Annotated in this window: 20 protein-coding genes; 13 read left to right on the top strand and 7 right to left on the bottom strand. The window is 68.8% G+C overall.

What is annotated here, in order from left to right:
• Nucleotides 1–21: 21 nt before the first annotated feature.
• A complete protein-coding gene (locus U0R18_RS17080) occupies nt 22–1,389 on the bottom strand; it encodes an aromatic ring-hydroxylating oxygenase subunit alpha (RefSeq protein WP_526370551.1) in 1,368 nt (455 codons plus the stop codon).
• The gene (locus U0R18_RS17075; RefSeq protein ID WP_526370549.1) at nt 1,386–2,243 is read right to left on the bottom strand and encodes an SDR family NAD(P)-dependent oxidoreductase; all 858 of its coding nucleotides are present in this window, start codon (nt 2,241–2,243) and stop codon (nt 1,386–1,388) included. The genes U0R18_RS17080 and U0R18_RS17075 overlap by 4 nt, the downstream gene beginning before the upstream one ends.
• Before the next feature lie 136 nt (nt 2,244–2,379).
• Between U0R18_RS17075 and U0R18_RS17070 the strand changes: the two genes are divergently transcribed.
• From U0R18_RS17070 to U0R18_RS17020, 11 genes are all read left to right on the top strand, one after another.
• Nucleotides 2,380–3,990, top strand: coding sequence for an SMP-30/gluconolactonase/LRE family protein (locus tag U0R18_RS17070; RefSeq protein ID WP_526370547.1), 1,611 nt, complete (start codon nt 2,380–2,382; stop codon nt 3,988–3,990).
• Between the two features lie 4 nt (nt 3,991–3,994).
• Nucleotides 3,995–4,744 (top strand): GntR family transcriptional regulator, encoded by a 750-nt coding sequence (locus tag U0R18_RS17065; protein WP_526370545.1) that lies wholly within the window; start codon nt 3,995–3,997, stop codon nt 4,742–4,744.
• Nucleotides 4,741–6,255 carry an AMP-binding protein gene (locus tag U0R18_RS17060; RefSeq protein ID WP_526370543.1) on the top strand — a complete coding sequence of 505 codons (1,515 nt, stop codon included), beginning with the start codon at nt 4,741–4,743 and terminating at the stop codon, nt 6,253–6,255. The genes U0R18_RS17065 and U0R18_RS17060 overlap by 4 nt, the downstream gene beginning before the upstream one ends.
• Nucleotides 6,246–7,031: an SDR family NAD(P)-dependent oxidoreductase gene (locus U0R18_RS17055; RefSeq protein ID WP_526370541.1), complete on the top strand. Its 786-nt coding sequence runs from the start codon at nt 6,246–6,248 to the stop codon at nt 7,029–7,031. Before U0R18_RS17060 ends, U0R18_RS17055 begins: the two co-directional genes overlap by 10 nt.
• Nucleotides 7,028–8,494, top strand: a complete 1,467-nt coding sequence (locus tag U0R18_RS17050; protein WP_526370539.1) for an acyl-CoA synthetase — start codon at nt 7,028–7,030, stop codon at nt 8,492–8,494. Before U0R18_RS17055 ends, U0R18_RS17050 begins: the two co-directional genes overlap by 4 nt.
• Nucleotides 8,495–8,595: 101 nt before the next feature.
• A complete protein-coding gene (locus tag U0R18_RS17045; protein ID WP_526370537.1) occupies nt 8,596–8,976 on the top strand; it encodes a YchJ family metal-binding protein in 381 nt (126 codons plus the stop codon).
• 77 nt (nt 8,977–9,053) lie between these two features.
• Nucleotides 9,054–9,464 (top strand): (R)-mandelonitrile lyase, encoded by a 411-nt coding sequence (locus U0R18_RS17040; protein WP_526370535.1) that lies wholly within the window; start codon nt 9,054–9,056, stop codon nt 9,462–9,464.
• Nucleotides 9,465–9,474: 10 nt separating this feature from the next.
• The gene (locus U0R18_RS17035; RefSeq protein ID WP_526370533.1) at nt 9,475–10,464 is read left to right on the top strand and encodes an aldo/keto reductase; all 990 of its coding nucleotides are present in this window, start codon (nt 9,475–9,477) and stop codon (nt 10,462–10,464) included.
• Between the two features lie 19 nt (nt 10,465–10,483).
• The gene (locus tag U0R18_RS17030) at nt 10,484–11,380 is read left to right on the top strand and encodes an MmyB family transcriptional regulator (RefSeq protein WP_526370531.1); all 897 of its coding nucleotides are present in this window, start codon (nt 10,484–10,486) and stop codon (nt 11,378–11,380) included.
• Between the two features lie 10 nt (nt 11,381–11,390).
• Complete coding sequence (locus tag U0R18_RS17025) at nt 11,391–12,410, top strand: zinc-dependent alcohol dehydrogenase family protein (protein WP_526370529.1); 1,020 nt, start codon at nt 11,391–11,393, stop codon at nt 12,408–12,410.
• A 31-nt stretch (nt 12,411–12,441) separates the two neighbouring features.
• Nucleotides 12,442–12,954, top strand: a complete 513-nt coding sequence (locus tag U0R18_RS17020) for a M15 family metallopeptidase (protein ID WP_526370527.1) — start codon at nt 12,442–12,444, stop codon at nt 12,952–12,954.
• A gap of 6 nt (nt 12,955–12,960) precedes the next feature.
• Here U0R18_RS17020 and U0R18_RS17015 read toward each other — a convergent pair whose 3' ends face one another.
• The 3 genes from U0R18_RS17015 to pcaD are packed head-to-tail and all read right to left on the bottom strand — an operon-like array spanning nt 12,961 to nt 15,151.
• Nucleotides 12,961–13,611: a 3-oxoacid CoA-transferase subunit B gene (locus tag U0R18_RS17015; RefSeq protein WP_526370525.1), complete on the bottom strand. Its 651-nt coding sequence runs from the start codon at nt 13,609–13,611 to the stop codon at nt 12,961–12,963.
• The gene (locus tag U0R18_RS17010) at nt 13,608–14,390 is read right to left on the bottom strand and encodes a CoA transferase subunit A (RefSeq protein WP_526370523.1); all 783 of its coding nucleotides are present in this window, start codon (nt 14,388–14,390) and stop codon (nt 13,608–13,610) included. The genes U0R18_RS17015 and U0R18_RS17010 overlap by 4 nt, the downstream gene beginning before the upstream one ends.
• Nucleotides 14,387–15,151 carry a 3-oxoadipate enol-lactonase gene (gene pcaD / locus U0R18_RS17005; RefSeq protein ID WP_526370521.1) on the bottom strand — a complete coding sequence of 255 codons (765 nt, stop codon included), beginning with the start codon at nt 15,149–15,151 and terminating at the stop codon, nt 14,387–14,389. Before pcaD ends, U0R18_RS17010 begins: the two co-directional genes overlap by 4 nt.
• Nucleotides 15,152–15,228: 77 nt before the next feature.
• Between pcaD and U0R18_RS17000 the strand changes: the two genes are divergently transcribed.
• Entirely contained in the window at nt 15,229–16,119 is an 891-nt protein-coding gene (locus U0R18_RS17000) for a LysR family substrate-binding domain-containing protein (protein WP_526370519.1), read from the top strand.
• Between the two features lie 22 nt (nt 16,120–16,141).
• Nucleotides 16,142–17,077, top strand: coding sequence for an LLM class flavin-dependent oxidoreductase (locus U0R18_RS16995; RefSeq protein WP_526370517.1), 936 nt, complete (start codon nt 16,142–16,144; stop codon nt 17,075–17,077).
• Here U0R18_RS16995 and U0R18_RS16990 read toward each other — a convergent pair.
• Both U0R18_RS16990 and U0R18_RS16985 read right to left on the bottom strand, forming a co-directional pair.
• Complete coding sequence (locus U0R18_RS16990; RefSeq protein ID WP_526370515.1) at nt 17,067–17,993, bottom strand: LLM class F420-dependent oxidoreductase; 927 nt, start codon at nt 17,991–17,993, stop codon at nt 17,067–17,069. The two genes, U0R18_RS16995 and U0R18_RS16990, sit on opposite strands and share 11 nt — an antisense overlap.
• The gene (locus U0R18_RS16985) at nt 17,990–18,574 is read right to left on the bottom strand and encodes a hypothetical protein (RefSeq protein ID WP_526370513.1); all 585 of its coding nucleotides are present in this window, start codon (nt 18,572–18,574) and stop codon (nt 17,990–17,992) included. Before U0R18_RS16985 ends, U0R18_RS16990 begins: the two co-directional genes overlap by 4 nt.
• Between the last annotated feature and the right edge of the window lie 3 nt (nt 18,575–18,577).

The following is an 18,577-nucleotide window of genomic DNA, read 5'->3' as shown; positions in this document are numbered from 1 at the left end:
GTGCTCTCCTTCTCGGTGATTTCAGATCTCGCGGGGTTCGCCGATACCCATGTACTTGGACAACTGGTGGTGCAGGTTCACGGTGCTGCGTTCGCGGTACGGGTTGGGCAGCGTGCCGGGGAAGCCGGCCGACTTCATGCCCCGCTGCACGGCGGCCATGTTCGAGAAGTCCTGCGGCAGCACCGAGCGCCAGCGCGGGTCGCCGACCGGGGTGTATTCCCATTCATTCTGCGGCTCTTGGCCTTTCGGGTACAGCTCGAACACCGACACCTCGAAGATGCACTTGTCCGGGTTGTAGCTCGGATCGGGCCGGGCGCTGTAGCACAGCGCGCTGGTCAGGCCCTGGCCGATCTGGAAGTTCGGGAAGATCTGCCATGCGGTGCCGCTCTGGCCCAGGATGTCGGCGGGGATCACCGGCCAGATGACACCTCGCGCCGCGTCGTCGGCACGCGCCGAGGACAGCCAGTGCTCGAGCACCTTGTCCGCCGGGGTGCCCTCGGGCAGTTCGTCGACCAGTCGTTTGGCCGCCTCCACGAGCGTCTGCGTGGTGGTCGCGTTGGTCTCCTCCATGGTGTAGACCTGCATCTGCGCGGTCGAGATCCGCGGATCGCCGGAACCCAGCCGGATCTTCGACTTGGTCTCCTCCAGGTCGTCCGGTGCGTCGTAGCCGATGTTGGAGTGCCGGCCCTGCGCCTTGGCCCAGCCCTTGAACTCGCCGAACTGGTTGAACTCGGGATGGGTGGTGAACACGTGGTAGGTCTCGTTGAAGGCCTCCAGCGCAACCTTCCAGTTGCAGTCGAAATTCACCCACTTGCGCCACTTGCAGCGCATGTTCTCCAGACCGAACGGGTCGAGGATCTTCGCGGCGGGAAACAGGAAGTCCGCCAACGGTTCAGCGTCGGGATCCATGTTGATCCATAGCCAGCCGCCCCAGGTGTCCACCCGAACCGGGGCGAGGTGGGTGTTGCGCCGTGTCAGCGCCCCCTTCCAGTCGACCTGCTCCCGGACGTGGGTGCAGGTGCCGTCCAGACCGTAGGTCCAGCCGTGGAATCCGCACACGAACGACTTCCGCGCCCGGCCGAGCGCGTTCTTGGCGCCGTCGGGCACATCGATCAGGCGACGGCCGCGGTGCATGCAGACGTTGTGGTGGGCGGTGAATTCGTTCGGGCCAGTTCGTACGATGATGACCGAGTCGTCCAGGATGTCGTAGGTGAGGTAGCTGCCCACCTCGGGCAGCTCCTCGACCCGGCCGACCTGCTGCCAGACCTTGCGCCACAAGCGATCCCGCTCGGCACGGGCGTACTCGGGCGAGATGTAGGCGTCGACGCCGATGGTCGTCGGCTCCGACAGTTCTTCGATGCCGGCGGTGCCGGGTTCGAGGTCCGTCATGTGCCCTCCCAACTGGTGATGGCGGTGCGGAAGCTGTCGTCCTTGAGGAACAGCGAGGTGTTGTCCGGACCCAGGTGCGTCCAGCGCAGGTTCAGACCGCCGTCGACCAACAGGGTCTGCCCGGTGACGTAGCTCGACAGGTCCGAGAGCAGGAACAGGATGGCGCCGGCCTGTTCGGTGGGCCGGCCGCGGCGGCCCATCGCGATGGCGCGCAGATCCCGCTGAGGATCCTCATCGACATAGGCGCCCGACGCCGGCGTCTCGGTGACACCGGGCGCGACGGCGTTGACGCGGATACCCTGCGCGGCCAGTTCGGCCGCCATGGTCCGGGTGGCGGCGACGACGGCGGCCTTGGCGGTGCCGTAGGCCACGTGATACGGCGCGGTGTTCATCCCACTGATCGATGACAGCGACACGATTGATCCCGGCAGCCCCTGGGTCCGTAGCTCCTCGGCCACCGCCTGGCTCATGAAGAACATGGTCTCCAGGTTCTGGGTGAACAGGTCGCGCCAGGCCTGCCGGGTGACGCGGGTGGCCGGCATCCAGGTGTCCGGCGCCGCGCCACCGGCGATGTTGACCAGACCGTAGAGGCGCCCGTCGGCGCTCCGGGCCCGGTCGAGCACGGTGGCGATGCCGACGTCGGTGGCCGCATCGGCAACCACGGGCACCACGGCCAGCCCCTGGTCGGCCAGGGGTGCCACGTGTTGGTCGAGGTTGTCCCGGGACCGGCTCACCGCGAGGACCGTCGCGCCGCACCGGGCCGCCAGCTCGGTCACGGTGGTGCCGATGCCACCACCGCCGGCGCCGGAGACGACGACGATCCGGCCGGTGAGGTCCAACAGTCCCTCACCCATTAATTGTCCAGACAATAGAGTGCCATATTCACGATGGAGAACATCGTTCTACATATCGTGAGGTGGCGTCAAGGTCGGGGATCAAAGTTCCTCGGGACCTATTGTCTGGACCAATCGGCTGCTATGGTCACCACCTGTGACCGCACCCCAGGCCGCAGTCCTGCCGTCCCGCTACGTCGCCGCCGACGCCCCGCGCACCGCGGCTGACTGGACCCTGAAGCGCTGCACACCACCCAGTCGCGTGTTCGGGGCCAACGGCCTGCGCACCGGCCCCGACGGCCGTGTCTACATCGCGCAGGTCACCGGCAGCCAGATCAGCGCCCTCGACATCGCCACCGGATCGGTCGACACCATCAGCCCCAAGGGCAGCGACATCGTCGCTCCCGATGACGTCGCCTTCCTCGGCAGCACACTGATCGCCACCGAGGTGATGAATGGGCGGGTGAGCGCCCTGGAGAACGGTGTGTCCCGGGTGTTGCGCGACGACGTGCCGTCCGCCAACGGGATCACCGTCCACAATGACCGGCTGTTCATCGGCGAGTGCCGGCACGGCGGCAGGCTGTTGGAGCTCACCCTGGATGGCGCGGCACCCCGGGTGATCCTGGAGAACGTGCCGTCGCCCAACGCCATGGAGTTCGGGCCCGACGGCCTGCTGTACTTCCCGGTGATGGACGCCAACGAGATCTGGCGAATCGACGTCGACAGCCCGGATGCCGGCCCCGAGGTGGTTGCGACCGAACTCGGGGTGCCCGACTCGGTCAAGTTCGACACCGACGGCACCATCGTCTCCACCCAGGTGTTCAGCGGGCAGGTGCTGCGCATCGATCCCCGCACAGGCACCAAAACCCTACTGGCACAACTCGAACCGGGTCTGGACAACTGCACGTTCGTTGAGGGCAGGTTGTTCGTGTCGAGCTTCACCGGCGCGATCACCGAGATCCTCGGAGACGGCGGTACCCGCTCGGCGCTGCCCGGCGGCCTCAACTGGCCGCTGGACCTCGCGGTCGGCGCCGACGGCGAGCTCTACATCGCCGACGGCACGTTCTTCTACCGCCTGCAGGCCGACGGCACCAAACAGGTTGTCGGGACGCTGTTCACCCCCGGCTATCCGGGTTTCACCCGCGGCCTGGTGGCTGCCGGGCCCGGCGAGTTCGTGGTCACCACCGCCAACGGCGCGGTGGCCCGGTACCGGATCCGGACCAGCGAGCACGACGTGCTCGCCGAGGGCTTCGATCAGCTCTACGGCGTCGATCTGGCCGCCGACGGCACACCCCTCGTGGTCGAACAGGGCACGGGCCGAGTGCTGGCCATCCGGCCCGGTGGCGCCGAGGTCCTCGCCGACGGACTCGACCTGCCGGTCGGCGTGACGGTGACCCCCGACGGGTCCGTGCTGGTGTCGGAGCGGGGCCGGGTCGTCACCCTGAACAACGGCCGGTCCGAGACACTCGTGGGTGAGTTGGAGCTCCCGCAGGGTCTGCTGGTCCGCGATGGGCGACTCTACGTCGTCGACGCCGGGCTCAAGGCCGTCGTCGAGGTCGACCTGACCACCGGTGCCCGCCGGACCATCGCCGGCAACCTGCCAGTGGGCGCCCCACCCGGGGTCGTGCCCCGGCCGCTGCTCGGGATGCCGCCGTTCTCCGGCCCGCAGGGCCCGTTCGCCGGGATCACCGCTTCGGCTGATGGCACCTTGTATCTCTCCGCCGACGCCGACGGCAGCGTCCTGGCTCTCGTCCACTCCCAGCCGTAGCCCGATGACCGCGGCCGAGGAACAGCACCGTGCCGATCCGCGCTACCTCCAGGTCGCGCGTGAGCTGCGCCAGGACATCGTCGACGGCGTGTACCCGGTCGGGTCACAGCTACCCACCGAACACGAACTGTGCGAACGGTTCTCGGTCAGCCGCTACACCGTCCGCGAGGCACTGCGCCGCCTGCGGGACGACCATCTGATCGAATCCCGGCCCCGGGCGGGCACTCTGGTGGTGCCGCGCACCACCCCCGGGTCCTACGCGCAGGACGTGATGTCCATCGACGACCTGATGGCGTTCGCGACCGGCGCCCAGTTCGTGATCCACGCCAACAAGATGCTCACCATCGACGCCGCGCTGCACCAGCGCACCGGGCTGCCGATCGGCGAGGAGTGGCTGGCGGTCGGCGGGTTCCGCCAGGTGGACGGTGCCCCGCACCCGATCTGCTTCACCGAGTATTACATCAACCGCGCGTTCGCGTCCGTCGGCCGAATTCTGCAGCGGCACAACGGCCCCATCTTCCCGTTGATCGAGGATATGTTCGGCCGCACCGTCGTCGAGGTGCACCAGGAGATCACCGCGGTCGCCATGCGCGACGACCTGGGCGCCCGGCTGGACGTGGCGCCCGGTACGCCCGCGCTCGAGGTCCGCCGGACCTACACGACCTCCGACGGTGAGATCGCCCAGGTCACCATCAACACCCACCCGGGGAACCGGTACCGGCACTCGATGACGATGCGGCGGATCAAGGGGTGACGGCGCCCCTGCCCAGCACGCTTGCCGACGCGCTGCGCGACGCCGCGCCGGAACGCGTACTGATCATCGACGGCGACATCCAGCTCGATGCCGCGACCCTGCGGGAGCGGGCCACCGTGCTCGCCCGGACGCTGCTGGGCCGGATGCCCGTCGGCAGCGTCGTCTCGTTCATGCTGCCCAACTGGCACGAGGCCGCGGTGGTCTACCTCGGCGCCACCCTGGCGGGGATGGCCGTCAACCCGATCCTGCCCTCCCTGCGCGACCACGAGCTCCGTTTCATCCTCGACGACGTCGATTCCCGGATCATCTTCGTGCCCAGCGAGTTCCGTGGCCACGACTACGCCGGCATGCTGGACCGGGTGGTCGCCGACCTCCCCGATCCACCGGAGGTCGTCGTCGTCCGCGGGCCGGGTCACACCCCGTACGAGTCGCTGTTCGCCCCGGACGCGGTGGTGGCGCTGCCGGCCCTGGACCCCACCGACGTCCGGATGATCATGTACACCTCGGGAACCACGGGTCGGCCCAAAGGTGTTCTGCACACGCATAACTCGCTGCACGCACTCATCGGTCAACTCCGCGACAACTGGCACATCGAGCCGGCCGACCGGTTCCTGGTGCCCTCCCCCATCGCGCACATCGGCGGTTCCATCTACGCCTTCGAGTGTCCGCTGCTGCTGGGCACCACCGCGGTGCTGATGGAGCAGTGGGATCCCGCTGCGGCCGTGGGGCTGATGACCGCACAGCGCTGCACCCACATGGCCGGCGCGACGCCGTTCCTGACGGGTCTGCTGTCCGCCGCCGAGCGGGCCGGCACCCACCTGCCCGATCTGAAGGTGTTCATCTGCGGTGGCGCATCGGTACCGCCGTCGCTGATCCGCAGTGCCACTGACTATTTCGACAAAGCCATCGTGACCCGGGTCTACGGGTCCACCGAGGTGCCGGTCACCACGGTGGGGTCCACCCGACCGGGCGACACCGACCATGCCGCCGACACCGACGGCCGGCCGGGCATCGCCGACGTCCGGCTCGTCGACGGCGAGATCCGGGCCCGCGGTCCACAGATGCTGGTCGGCTATCTGCACTCGGAGGACGACGGCGATGCCTTTGATGCCGACGGCTACTTCCGCACGGGCGATCTGGGCGCATGGGTGGACGAGCACTATCTGGTGGTGACCGGCCGCGCCAAGGATCTGATCATCCGCAACGGCGAGAACATCTCGCCCAAGGAGATCGAGGACCTGCTGATCACCGAGCCGAACATCGCCGACATCGCCGTGGTCGGGCTGCCCGATCCGCGCACTGGCGAACGCGCCTGTGCCGTCATCGTTCCCGGCGATGGCCCGCCGCCGGACGTCGATGATCTGCGCCGGCTGCTGGCCGACCACGGGGTGGCGACGTTCAAGGCACCCGAAGAGGTGGCGATCTGGGATACGTTGCCCAAGAACGACGCCGGCAAGGTACTCAAACATCGGATCCGCGCACAGCTGATGGAGGAGCGGGCATGCCAGTAGCACACAAGGTTGCGATCGTCACCGGCGCCAGCAGTGGCATCGGCCTGGGTACCGCGGTCAAGCTTGCCGGTGAGGGCATGGCCGTCCTCGGCGCCGGCCGGGACGCCGCCAGGCTCGCCGAACTCGAGGCCACCGTCGGGGATTCTGGGCGCATCGCCACCGTCGCCGTGGACCTGACCGCGGACGACGGACCGGCCACCGTGGTGCAGGCGGCACTGTCGCGGTGGGGGCGCATCGACTATCTGATCAACAACGCCGGCGTCGGAAGTCCCAAGCCGCTGCACGAGACCGACGACGAAACCCTGGACCAGTTCCTGGGTCTCATGCTGCGCGCACCGTTCCGGCTGGCCCGGGACGTGATCGGCCACATGCAGCCGGGCTCGGCCATCATCAACGTCACCTCGACCTTCGCCGTCGTGGGAGGTCTGCGCGGCGGGGCCTACTCGGCGGCCAAGGGCGGGCTGACATCGCTGACCACCCACATCGCCGCCCAGTACGGGCCGCAGGGCATCCGGTGCAACGCCGTGGCCCCCGGGGTCACCGTCACGCCGATGGTCGAACACCGGCTCGAGGATCCCGGATTCCGCAAGATGCAGACCGAGATGACGCCGCACACGCGGCTGGGCCGGGTCGACGATATCGCGAGCACCATCGCGTTCCTGTGTTCGGAAGGTGGCAGCTTCATCAACGGTCAGACCATCGTGGTCGACGGCGGCTGGAGCTCCACCAAGTACCTATCCGAGTTTGCGCTGTCCTCGGAATGGGTTGCCCGATGAGTCTTTTCAGCCTGCTGGACCAGGCGGCCACCCGATTCGCGGATCGAGGTGCGGTATTCCGGGGAACGGAGCAGGTGTCGACGTGGGCCGAGCTGCGGGCCCGGGCGCTCGGACTGGCCGGGGCCATCCGGGCGTCCCGCGGACCGGGGACCCGGGTCGCGGTGGCCACCGAGAACTGTCCGGAGATCGTCGAGTTGATGTTCGGCATCTGGGCGGCGGAGTGCGTGTTCGTCCCGCTGAACTACAAGCTGCATCCACGTGAGATGGCCGACATCCTGGCCGATTCCGGGGCCGAGATCGTGTTCGCCTCGGCGAAGATCGGGACGGCCCTGGAACCGGTCACCGACCTGCCCCTCACGGTGCTCGGCTCGGATTCCTATGCCGCGCTGCTGGATTCGGAGCCATGGCGGCCCGCCGACGTCGATCCGGACGCATTGGCCTGGTTGTTCTACACCAGCGGTACCACCGGCCGCTCCAAGGGCGCGATGCTCTCGCACCGCAACCTGATGGCGATGACCGTGTCGCACCTCGCCGACTTCGATGACCCGGACGCCGACTGCAGCCTGGTGCACGGTGCTCCGATGTCGCACGGGTCCGGGATGTACGTGATGCCGTACGTGCTGCGCGGGGCGCGTCAGGTGATCCCCGCCTCGGGCGCCTTCGACGCGCAGGAGTTCCTCGACCTCTGCGGACACCACCCCGGCGCCGCGGCTTTCCTGGCACCCACCATGGTCCAGCGGCTGGTGCAGACCGGCCGGCCGTGTCCGGGCAATCTGCGCACGGTGATCTACGGCGGCGGGCCGATGTACGTCGAGAGTCTCAAGTCGGCGATGGCCGCGTTCGGGCCGATCTTCGTCCAGCTCTACGGCCAGGGCGAGGCGCCGATGACCATCACCGGACTGCGCAGGGCGGATCACATCGGGGCCGACGATGACGTCCTGGGCTCGGTGGGCTACCCCCGCTCGGGGGTAGAGGTCGCCGTGCTGGACGCGGACGGCAGCCTCGCCGCTGTCGGCGAGGTCGGCGAGATCGTCTGTCGCGGGGACGTGGTCATGTCCGGCTACTGGAACAACCCCGACGCCACCGCAGCCACGCTGGTCGACGGCTGGCTGCACACCGGGGATCTGGGTTCCTTCGACGACCGCGGTTGCCTGACGCTGCGCGACCGGTCGAAGGACGTGGTCATCAGCGGTGGGAGCAACATCTATCCGCGGGAGGTCGAAGAGGTGTTGCTGACCCACCCGCGGGTCGAGGAGGCGTGTGTGGTCGGGGCGCCCGACCCGGACTGGGGCGAGGTCGTCGTCGCGTTCGTAGTAGGCAGCGCGGGTTCGGACGAATTGGACGTCCACCTGCTCGAGCGCATTGCCCGGTTCAAGCGGCCCAAGCGGTACATCTTCATCGACGAGCTGCCCAAGAGCAGCTACGGCAAGGTGCTCAAGCGCGAACTACGGGACCAGCTCTAACCCCGCCACCAATCCTGCCGAGCGGCCGTGTTTGTACAGCTCCGCGCGGCGTGTCGCGTACAAGGGCGGACGCTCGCCGCTGATCTGGTAACAATCGACGCATGGCACAACCCTGTCCGTGTGGATCCGGTGCGGCCTACGGCGACTGCTGCGAGCCCCTGCACCACGGTGCGCCTGCCACGACGGCCGAAGCACTCATGCGCTCCCGATTCAGTGCCTACGCGGTGGGCAACGCCGACTACCTGCTGACCAGCTGGGATCCGGGAACTGCGCCCCGCCGGGTCGAGGTCGACCACGACACGGTGTGGCGCCGCCTGCAGATCGTCGACACCGAGGCCGGCGGCGCCGGGGACGACGAGGGTGTCGTCGAGTTCCGGGCCACCTATCTCCGCGACGGCCGGCATGGCGTGCTGCACGAGCGCAGCCGGTTCGGCCGGGTCGACGGCAGGTGGGTGTACGTCGACGGGGACACGTTCGACTGACCCCCGAAAGGGGTATTGGCGTTACCCGGCACGGCAGCCACTGGCTGGTTCGCCGTCGCCGCGCTTGACTGGGAGCCATGCACCGCATCCCGAACAGCAACTCCACCAAGGGGCCGGCCGATTTCTTCACCGGCGAGGTTTATTTCGACGTCATCGCCAAGGGTGAGGAGCCATCCCGACTACGGGTCAACACGGTGCGCTTCGCACCGTGCGCCCGCACCGCCTGGCACACCCACGCCTGCGGTCAGACCCTGCACGTGACCGACGGTATCGGCCTGGTCCAGTCCCGCGGCGGGAACGTCCTCGTCATGCGGCCCGGCGACACCGTGTACACGCCGCCGGACGAATGGCATTGGCACGGCGCGGCGCCCGATCACTTCATGACGCACCTCGCGATGTGGGAGGCGCCCGACCCGGACTCAGGCCGAGCGGAGACCACGTGGGGCGAACACGTCACCGACGACGAATACGGCTACCCGGAGAACTGAGGAGAGATCAATGCACACAAGGACCCTCGGACAGGGACTACGAGTATCGGCAATCGGCCTGGGCGCCATGGGGATGTCCATGGGCTACGGCCCCAACCCCGGCGACCGCGACGACATGCTTGCCGTCCTGCGCTACGCCGTCCAGGAAGCCGGCGTGACGTTCATCGACACCGCGGAGGTGTACGGCCCCTACGTCAACGAGGAACTCGTCGGCGAGGCGCTCGCGCCGTTGCGCGAGGAGGTGGTCGTGGCCACCAAGTTCGGCTGGCACATCGTCGACGGGAAGATGTCCGGCACCGATTCGCGGCCCGAGCAGATCCGCCGCGTCGCCGATGCGTCGTTGCGCCGCTTGGGAATCGACGCGATCGACCTGTTCTACCAGCACCGCGTGGACCCGAACGTGCCGATCGAGGACGTCGCCGGAGCGGTCGGTGAACTGATCTCCGCCGGGAAGGTCCGTCACTTCGGGCTGTCCGAGGCCGGCGCCGCCACCATCCGCCGCGCGCATGCCGTCCAACCGGTCACCGCGGTGCAGAGCGAGTACTCGCTTTGGACCCGCGACCCCGAGCCCGAAGTTCTCCCGACGTGCGCGGAACTCGGCATCGGGTTTGTTCCGTTCAGCCCGTTGGGCAAGGGCTTTCTCACCGGAACCGTCTCGCCGTCAACGGAATTCGCCGACGGAGACGTCCGGAACACCATTCCGCGATTCGAGGCCGGCAACATCGACGCCAATGCGGCGCTGCTGGACCGGATCCGCGCACTGGCCACCGAACGGAACGCGACGCCCGGTCAGATCGCACTGGCCTGGCTGCTGGCCCAACAACCCTGGATCGTGCCGATCCCGGGAACCCGCCGTCGGGACCGGATCGACGAGAACGTCGGCGCCACCGCCGTGGCGTTATCCGCCGATGAGGTGGCGGCGCTGGACGCCCTGGCCGCACGCGTCGGTGTGCAAGGAGACCGCTACAACCCGGCGGGAATGGCGATGGTCGGTCTCTAATGAGAATTAGCCTGATCCCATGAGCACCCCCGACCGTCGCAACGAGGTCCGCGAATTCTTGCGGACCCGCCGCGCCCGGATCACCCCCGCGCAGGCCGGGTTGCAGGTCTACGGCGGCAACCGCCGGGTAGCGGGGCTCCGGCGGGAGGAGGTGGCGCTGCTGGCCGGGGTATCCGTCGACTACTACGTCCGGATGGAACGCGGCAACCTGGCCGGCACCTCCGATTCCGTGCTCGCCGCGCTCGCCGACGCGCTGCATCTCGACGACGCCGAGCGCGACCACCTGTTCTCCCTCGCGCGGCAGTCCCAGACCGGCAGCCCGCGCCGCACCCGCAGCGCGCCCGCGACGGTGCGTCCCGCCATGCAGCAGGTGCTCGACGCGATCACCGGTGCGCCCGCCTGGATCCGCAACGGCCGGCACGACATCGTCGCGATGAACCACCTCGCCCGGGCGCTGTACTCGCCGGTGCTCGCGCTGCCCCGCCGGCCCGCCAACACCACCCGGTTCGTCTACCTGTATCCGGAACAGGCGCGCGAGTTCTTCGTCGACTACGACCAGATCGCCAACGACGCCGCGGCCATGCTGCGACTCGAGGCTGGCCGCAATCCGCACGACAAGGCGCTGATCGAACTGGTCGGCGAACTGAGCACCCAGAGCGAAACGTTCCGTCAGCGCTGGGCGTCGCAGGACGTGCGCTACCACCGAAGCGGGCGAAAGCGGTTGCGCCACCCCGTGGTCGGTCAACTGGATCTCGACTTCGAGGCCATGCCGCTGCCATCGGATCCCGGTTGGCAACTCAACATCTACACCGCAGCCGCGGGCACGCCGACCTCGGATGCGCTCAAACTACTGGCCTCCTGGGCCGCATCGCAGGACAGTATCGACACCGAACACCGTTCGGCCACAACCTCATAGGAGGAACTTCATGCGTGGCGCAGTTCTCTACGGTAAGGACGACGTCCGGCTCGAAGAGATCCCGGAGCCGGGGATCGTCGAGTCCACCGACGCCATCGTGCGCATCGCCGCCACGTGTGTGTGCGGGTCGGATCTGTGGCACTACCGCGGCATCAACCCACCGCCGAAGAAGCCGTCGCCCTTCGGGCACGAGTACTGCGGGGTGGTCGAGGCCGTCGGTGCCGATGTCACAACCATCAAACCGGGTGACTTCGTCATCGGGTCGTTCTTCGCCTCCGATGGCACCTGCCCCAACTGCCGCAACGGATTTCAGACCTTTTGTCTGCACATGGAGCCGCTGGTCGGCTGCCAGGCCGAAGTGGTGCGGGTGCCCTGGGCCGACGGCACCCTGGTCGCGACGCCCGAGATACCCAGCGCCGAGCTGATTCCCAGTCTGCTGGCCGCCTCCGACGTGCTGGGCACCGGCTGGTTCGCCGCGGACTCCGCGCAGGTCGCCCCCGGGATGACGGTGGCCGTGGTGGGCGACGGCGCCGTCGGGCTGTGCGGCGTCATCGCGGCCGCGCAACTGGGCGCCGACCGGATCATCGCCATGAGCCGACACTCGGCCCGTCAACAACTCGCCCGCGAGTTCGGCGCCACCGACATCGTCGAGGAACGCGGTGACGACGGCGTCGCGCGGATCAAGGACATGACCGATGGGATCGGGGCCGACGCCGTGCTCGAATGCGTCGGCACCGAACAGTCGATGCGGCAGGCCATTGCCTCGGGACGGCCGGGCGCGCTCGTCGGCATCGTGGGAGTGCCACACGACGTGGCGATCACCGGAACCACACTGTTCCGCTCCGGCGTCGGCGTGCGCGGCGGGCCGGCGCCCGTTCGCCGCTTCCTCCCGCACCTGATCGAGCTGATCTTCGACGGAAAGATCAATCCCGGGAAGGTGTTCGACCTCACCCTGCCGCTCGACGACGTCGCAGATGCCTACGCCGCGATGGACCAGCGGCGGGCCACCAAGGTGCTCTTGCAGCCGTAGCCACTGACCGGCGTTGCTAGACTGACGCTCCATGTTCCCGATCCGCCAGACGCTGGGCGCCCTGTGCCTCGGTGCCGTCGTCGTGATCGGCACCCCGGTGGCCCGCGCCGACGATGACGGCGCCCGCGCCGATAACCAGGTGCTCACCCCGTTCGACGTCGCCGATCCAGCGGTCGGCCGACTGGAGCCGGCGCTGTTGACCGCCATCCAGAACGCCGCCACCGCGGCCGCGGTCGACGGCATCACGATGACGGTGAACTCGGGCTGGCGTTCGCCGGACTTCCAGCAGCGGCTGCTCGACAACGCCATCCAGACCTACGGCAGCTTCGCCGCCGCGCGGCAGTACGTCCAGACGCCGGCGGCATCCAAACACGTCACCGGGCAGGCCGTCGACATCGGCGGGGACGCCGCCGATCAGTGGCTGATCGCCAACGGATCGCGGTTCGGACTGTGCCAGATCTACGCCAATGAGGCGTGGCACTTCGAGTTGGCCGCCGATCACGACGGTGTCTGCCCGCCGTTGCTCCCCAACGCGGCCGCCTGACGGGCCTCAGGCCGGCACCGGCAGCCTTCCATCGGTCAGCGGGGCGCCGGTCCTGGCCACCACCTCGTCGTGGCCGACACCGGGGGCCAGCTCGATCACCCGGAACCCCTCGCCCGTCACATCGAAGACTCCCAGATCGGTGATCACCCGGCTCACCACGGCTCTACCGGTCAGTGGCAGATCGCACGACGAAACCAGCTTGGCGGCACCGGATTTCGAGGCGTGATCCATCAGCACGATCACCCGGCCGGCGCCGCTGACCAGATCCATCGCCCCGCCCATGCCCTTGACCATCGAGCCGGGCACCATCCAGTTGGCCAGATCGCCGTTGCCGGCGACCTGCATACCGCCGAGCACCGCGACGTCGACATGCCCACCGCGGATCATCGAGAAACTGGCGGCCGAGTCGAAGTAGGAGGCACCGGGCAGCACCGAAACGGTCTGCTTGCCGGCGTTCACCAGATCCGGATCAACCTCGTCGGGGTACGGGAACGGGCCGACGCCCAGGATCCCGTTCTCGGCATGCAACTGCACATCGCTGCCCTCCGGCAGGTGGTCGGGGATCAGGGTGGGCAACCCGATACCCAGGTTCACGTACTCGCCGGCGCGCAGCTCCCGCGCGGCCCGCGCGGCCATTTCGGCTCTGTTCCAACTCATTTCACAACTCCGGATGTCCGTTCGCGGGTGGTCAGCTTCTCGATGCCCTTGCGGGCGGCCTGCTCGGGGGTCAGCTCGAGGATGCGCTGCACGAAGATGCCCGGCAGGTGGACCTCGTCGGGATGGAGTTCGCCGACCTCGACGACCCGCTCGGCCTCAACCACGGTGACCCGACCCGACATCGCGGCGGGGGGGTTGAAATTCCGTGCTGCGGCATGGAATACGCAGTTGCCCGCCCGGTCGGCGACGGCGGCGCGCACCAGGGCGTAGTCGGTGACGATCGACTCCTCGAGGAGCATCTCGCGGCCGTTGAAGACCCGCACCTCCTTGGCCGGAGAGGCCAGCGCGATGGTACCGTCGGCGTGATAACGCCACGGCAGTCCGCCCTCGGCCACCATCGTGCCGACGCCCGTCGGCGTGAAGAACGCGCCGATTCCGCTGCCGCCGGCGCGCATCCGCTCGGCCAGCGTGCCCTGCGGGGTCAGCTCCACGGTCAATTCGCCGGACAGGTACTGCCGGGCGAACTCCCGGTTCTCGCCGACATAGCTGGCGATGACGCGGTCGATCCGGCGCGCCTCGAGCAGCAGCCCCAGGCCGCCGCCGTCGACGCCGCAGTTGTTGCTCACGATGGTCAGCTCCCGCGCGCCCTGCTCGAGCAGGGCCTCGATGAGGAACCACGGGATGCCGGCCAGGCCGAATCCCCCGACCGCCAGGCTGGCTCCGTCCGGGATGTCGGCAACCGCATCGGCGGCCGAGCTCACCACTTTGTTCAGTGTCATCGTTCCTCCAGATTCAGGTGCTCCAGTAGGGCGCGGGTGACGGCGTCGGACTGCTCGACGTTGGCCAGATGGGCGGCGTGTTCGAGCACCACGAGCCGCGAATCCGTCATGGCGGCAACGATTTCCTGCAGCTTGGCCGGCGGGGTGGCCGGGTCGTCGGCTCCGGCGATGGCCAGTGTCGGCGCGGAGATCGACGAAAGCTCGTCGCGCAGATCGAGTTCCGCGATCGCCGCACAGCACGCGGCATAACCCACCGCCGGTGTGGCGGCGATCATCGACTGCCAGTACCCGAGGTCACCGTCGTAGTGCCGGGTGAACCACCGGCGCACCACCGTCTCGGCCATGCTCGCGGCGCCCTGCTCCCGCACCGCGGCCGCCCGTTCCAGCCACGCCGCCCGCGGCGGCAGGTGGGCCGCGGTGCACAGCACCGCGAGCCGATCCACCCGGCCGGGATTGCGGGCCGCCAGACGCATGGCCGTCATGCCGCCCAGCGACAACCCGACCACGTGTGCGCGGGGGACCCCGAGGCGGTCCAGCAGCGCCACCACGTCGTCGGCCAGATCGTCGATCGAGTAGGGCCCGGCCGGCACAGGTGATGCGCCGTGGCCGCGGGTGTCGTACCTGATCAACCGGAAGTGTTTCGCCAGCGCCTCCACCTGGTGGTCCCACATGCGGTGAGTGGAGCCGAGCGAGTTCGACAGCACCACGGCGGGAGCATCGGGGCGGCCACTCACAACAGCGTGAACATCGACTGCGGACATGTCATCGACCGTAACCACCAGCAGCGATATTCTGAAGTACTCATATCCGCGCTATTGATATACGTAAAGTCTTGATCATGGAGCTGCGTCACCTCCGGTACTTCCGGGCCGTCGCCGAGGAGCTGCATTTCGGGCGCGCCGCCCAACGCCTGCACATCGCCCAGCCGCCGCTGTCCCAGCAGATCCGGCAGCTCGAGCACGAACTGGGTGTCGATCTGCTGGTGCGCAGCACCCGGCGGGTCGAACTCACCCCGGCGGGCGAGGCCTACCTGCGCCGCGCGGTCGCAATCCTGGATGCCGTCGACGACGCATCCCGCCAGGCCCAGCGGGTGGCCCAGGGCATCGAGGGCCGGTTGGTGATCGGATGCGTCGGATCCGCAACGTATTCGCTGCTGCCCCGGTTGGTTCGCGCATTGCGCGACGCCCTGCCCGCGGTGGAGGTCAGCGTCCGCGGCGAGATGCTGGCGCCGGCCCAGACCTCGGCGCTGCTGGCCGGCGAGATCGACCTCGCGCTGCTGCGTCCCCCCATCAACCATCCCGCGATCCACACCGAGACACTGCGCCGCGACCGGTTGATCGTCGCGCTGCCCGACGGACACCCCGCGGCCGACTCCGACGGCGTGCGTATCGCGGACCTGCGCGACGAGGACTTCATCGCACACGCCGGCGGTGGACGGTCGGTGATGCACGGACTCCTCGGCGCGGTGTGCGCCGACGCCGGATTCGTGCCACGGGTGCGCCACGACGTGCAGGAGACGTCGACGTTGGTGACCTTGGTGGCGGCCGGTCTCGGCGTGGCCCTGGTGCCGGAACCGACTGCCGCCCTTGATATTGGGGGCGTGGGCTATCGGCCGCTGCAACCGGAGGGGCTGGGTGTCGACCTGCTCGTGGCGCATCTGCACGACGAGGTCTCACCCCTGCTGGGCCGGGTCCTCGAAGTCCTGCGCGACGTCGCCCGCCCCGCGTGATTTCGCGTTGTAGGGTGCAGGCATGCCACTCGACATCGGGGTGTACGTCCCGCAAATGGGCTTCGAGTATCCGGACCTTCGGCATCGCGCCCGTCGCTGCGAGGAACTCGGAATCGGCTCACTGTGGCTCTACGACCATCTCTACGGCCCGGGCCTGCCGGACGTGCCGTCCCTGGAGGCCTGGACGTTGGCCACCGCGCTGCTCGCGGACACCGAACGCCTCCGGGTCGGACACATGGTGCTGTGCAACCAGTTTCGCCATCCCGTCCTGCTGGCCAAGATGACAACCACCCTGGACCAGATCTCCGGCGGCCGACTCGCACTCGGCCTGGGCAGCGGATCGATCGAGGCCGAACACCGGCAGGCCGGTCTGGACTGGGGTAGCTTCGCCGATCGTTCAGCCCGCCTCGGTGAGACGCTCGAGATCCTCACCCAGGCCTTCGCCGCCGGCCGGATCGACCACGACGGCGCGCACTACCGGGTCAGCGACTTCCCGGTCAGTCCGGGCGCGATCCAGGATCCGCGACCACCGATCGTCGTCGGCGGGGTGGGCGAGAAGTTCACCCTGCCACTGGTGGCCCGGTACGCCGACGTCTGGAACGTGCCGACCTATGCCCTCGACAAACTCGAGCACAAGATCTCGGTGCTACGCGGCATCTGTGCCGACGTCGGCCGCGATCCGGACAGCATCGTGATGTCCGTCGAGGCCGTACTGGCGCTCGCGCCGGACGACGCCGCCCTGCCACGCGTCCGTGAACTGGCCGAAAAGCGGTTCGGTGGAACCGGTTTCGGCCTACACGACACCAACTTGATCGGAACACCCGCCACCATCGCGGCGCGGCTGCGGGCCCTCGGTGACCTCGGCTTCGGTCAGGTGGTGTTGTTCACCCATGACCGCGCTTCGGACACCACACTGGAACTGCTTGCCGGCCAGGTGATTCCGGCGCTCAGCGACTGAACGGCTCGATCACCTGGACCCGGAACTGGTCCAGCGCCGCCAGCGCACCGTCGAGGCTGTCGCCGGGCACGGACACCTGGGTCCAGGTAACCCCGAGCTTCGCGAGCTCCTCCAGACCGCCCAGATACGCCTCGGCGTCGAAGGAATCCGTACCCGGCGTACCACCGGTCAAGTTCGAGAAGGCGATGTCGACCGTCGCCGGGTCCCGGCCCGCGGCATCCAGGCGCCGGCGCAGATCGTCGATGCCCTGCGCCAGTTGTGCGTTGGAATCCAGCACATCGGTCCGGGCCGTCTTGGCGAGCATGCCCTGCGCGGGGAACGGGCACCAGCCGTCGCCGTACTCGGCGACCCGGCGCCGGGCCGCGGCGGTGTTACCGCCGATCCAGATCGGCGGGTGCGGGCGGCTGGGTGGCCGCGGGTGTGCGGTGATGCCCTGGGCGCTGAAGTGCCGGCCCTCGTAGGTCACGTCGTCGGTGGTCCAGATGGTGCGGATGACGTCGAGTGCCTCTTCGAGCAGCGCGCCACGTTCCTCGAAATCCACGCCCAGCGCGGTGAATTCCCGCTTCAGGTATCCGACGCCGATCGCCAGGGTGAACCGTCCGCCCGACAGGAGATCCAGGGTGGCACCTGATTTGGCGACGACGAACGGATTCCGGTAGGGCAGCACGACGATGTTGGGGATCAGCCGCAGAGTAGTAGTGTGCGCCGCGGCGAATCCCATTGCCACGAAGGGATCCAGCGCGTCGTGGCCGCCGGCGTCGAGCCAGCGCTGGGTCGGTGCGGGGTGGTCGGTGAAGCCGAACCCGCTGAATCCCGCCGCCTCGGCCGCCGAGGCCATGGCCGCCACGCCCGCTCCGGTCACGAGGTCCGGGTTGTAGGGGTGCGTGTGCATCGGATGGGTGATCGAGAACTTCATCGTTGTGGCGCCCATACCGCCGCGGGGGGAAGGGTGGCCCGACCCGGTACGGCGGCCAGCCGGGGCCTGCCCCGGGAGCCGGAGTGGAACAACTCGGTGGCCGGCGAATCGTCGAGCGCCGCCGCGTGCATCGCGTGCCGCTTGAACGCCCGCGCCGCACCACTGGGGACGTGCTCGACCGACTGCAGTCGTTCGGCCATATCGGGCGGGACGTCGCGGCCCCAGACCGTGACCTCCGGTACGCCGCGGGTGATCTCGTCGGCGAGGTGCTCACGCATGTCGGCGCTGACGGCCACCGCGGTGGGGCGGTGCGGCTGCGCGCGGTAGGCGGGCGCGTCGGCCAGTCGGTGTGGGGTGACACCCAGGATCCGCAAGGGCGCGGCATCGTCGGCGTCGGGCACGAACACGTTGACGTCCCAGCCCGCCAGGGCACGATCGGCCAGCCACCCGCCGGCCGAGCGGATGACATCGGGCACCGATCCGGCGATCACGTCCAGCCGGTGCCGGGTCGCCGCACCGGCCTCCGCCTCGGCGTGCGTAGCCCGTCGCCGTGGTGTTGCCGCAAAAGCGCTAGCCGCCATGCC

Origin of the sequence: Mycobacterium sp. (assembly GCF_046330795.1) — a bacterium.
Taxonomy (GTDB): Bacteria; Actinomycetota; Actinomycetes; order Mycobacteriales; family Mycobacteriaceae; genus Mycobacterium.
Note: the sequence above shows the minus strand (reverse complement) of the source record. Positions and strands in the feature narration are given on the sequence as shown.

Excerpts from the sequence above, each read along its gene's own strand:
- U0R18_RS17010 (WP_526370523.1), bottom strand. The coding sequence starts at position 14,390 with ATGACACTGAACAAAGTGGTGAGCTCGGCCGCCGATGCGGTTGCCGAC.
- U0R18_RS17030 (WP_526370531.1), top strand. The coding sequence starts at position 10,484 with ATGAGCACCCCCGACCGTCGCAACGAGGTCCGCGAATTCTTGCGGACC.
- pcaD (WP_526370521.1), bottom strand. The coding sequence starts at position 15,151 with ATGTCCGCAGTCGATGTTCACGCTGTTGTGAGTGGCCGCCCCGATGCT.
- U0R18_RS17075 (WP_526370549.1), bottom strand. The coding sequence starts at position 2,243 with ATGGGTGAGGGACTGTTGGACCTCACCGGCCGGATCGTCGTCGTCTCC.
- U0R18_RS17025 (WP_526370529.1), top strand. The coding sequence starts at position 11,391 with ATGCGTGGCGCAGTTCTCTACGGTAAGGACGACGTCCGGCTCGAAGAG.
- U0R18_RS17045 (WP_526370537.1), top strand. The coding sequence starts at position 8,596 with ATGGCACAACCCTGTCCGTGTGGATCCGGTGCGGCCTACGGCGACTGC.
- U0R18_RS17050 (WP_526370539.1), top strand. The coding sequence starts at position 7,028 with ATGAGTCTTTTCAGCCTGCTGGACCAGGCGGCCACCCGATTCGCGGAT.
- U0R18_RS17000 (WP_526370519.1), top strand. The coding sequence starts at position 15,229 with ATGGAGCTGCGTCACCTCCGGTACTTCCGGGCCGTCGCCGAGGAGCTG.
- U0R18_RS16985 (WP_526370513.1), bottom strand. The coding sequence starts at position 18,574 with ATGGCGGCTAGCGCTTTTGCGGCAACACCACGGCGACGGGCTACGCAC.
- U0R18_RS17020 (WP_526370527.1), top strand. The coding sequence starts at position 12,442 with ATGTTCCCGATCCGCCAGACGCTGGGCGCCCTGTGCCTCGGTGCCGTC.
- U0R18_RS17080 (WP_526370551.1), bottom strand. The coding sequence starts at position 1,389 with ATGACGGACCTCGAACCCGGCACCGCCGGCATCGAAGAACTGTCGGAG.
- U0R18_RS17065 (WP_526370545.1), top strand. The coding sequence starts at position 3,995 with ATGACCGCGGCCGAGGAACAGCACCGTGCCGATCCGCGCTACCTCCAG.
- U0R18_RS17040 (WP_526370535.1), top strand. The coding sequence starts at position 9,054 with ATGCACCGCATCCCGAACAGCAACTCCACCAAGGGGCCGGCCGATTTC.
- U0R18_RS16990 (WP_526370515.1), bottom strand. The coding sequence starts at position 17,993 with ATGAAGTTCTCGATCACCCATCCGATGCACACGCACCCCTACAACCCG.
- U0R18_RS17015 (WP_526370525.1), bottom strand. The coding sequence starts at position 13,611 with ATGAGTTGGAACAGAGCCGAAATGGCCGCGCGGGCCGCGCGGGAGCTG.
- U0R18_RS17055 (WP_526370541.1), top strand. The coding sequence starts at position 6,246 with ATGCCAGTAGCACACAAGGTTGCGATCGTCACCGGCGCCAGCAGTGGC.
- U0R18_RS16995 (WP_526370517.1), top strand. The coding sequence starts at position 16,142 with ATGCCACTCGACATCGGGGTGTACGTCCCGCAAATGGGCTTCGAGTAT.
- U0R18_RS17035 (WP_526370533.1), top strand. The coding sequence starts at position 9,475 with ATGCACACAAGGACCCTCGGACAGGGACTACGAGTATCGGCAATCGGC.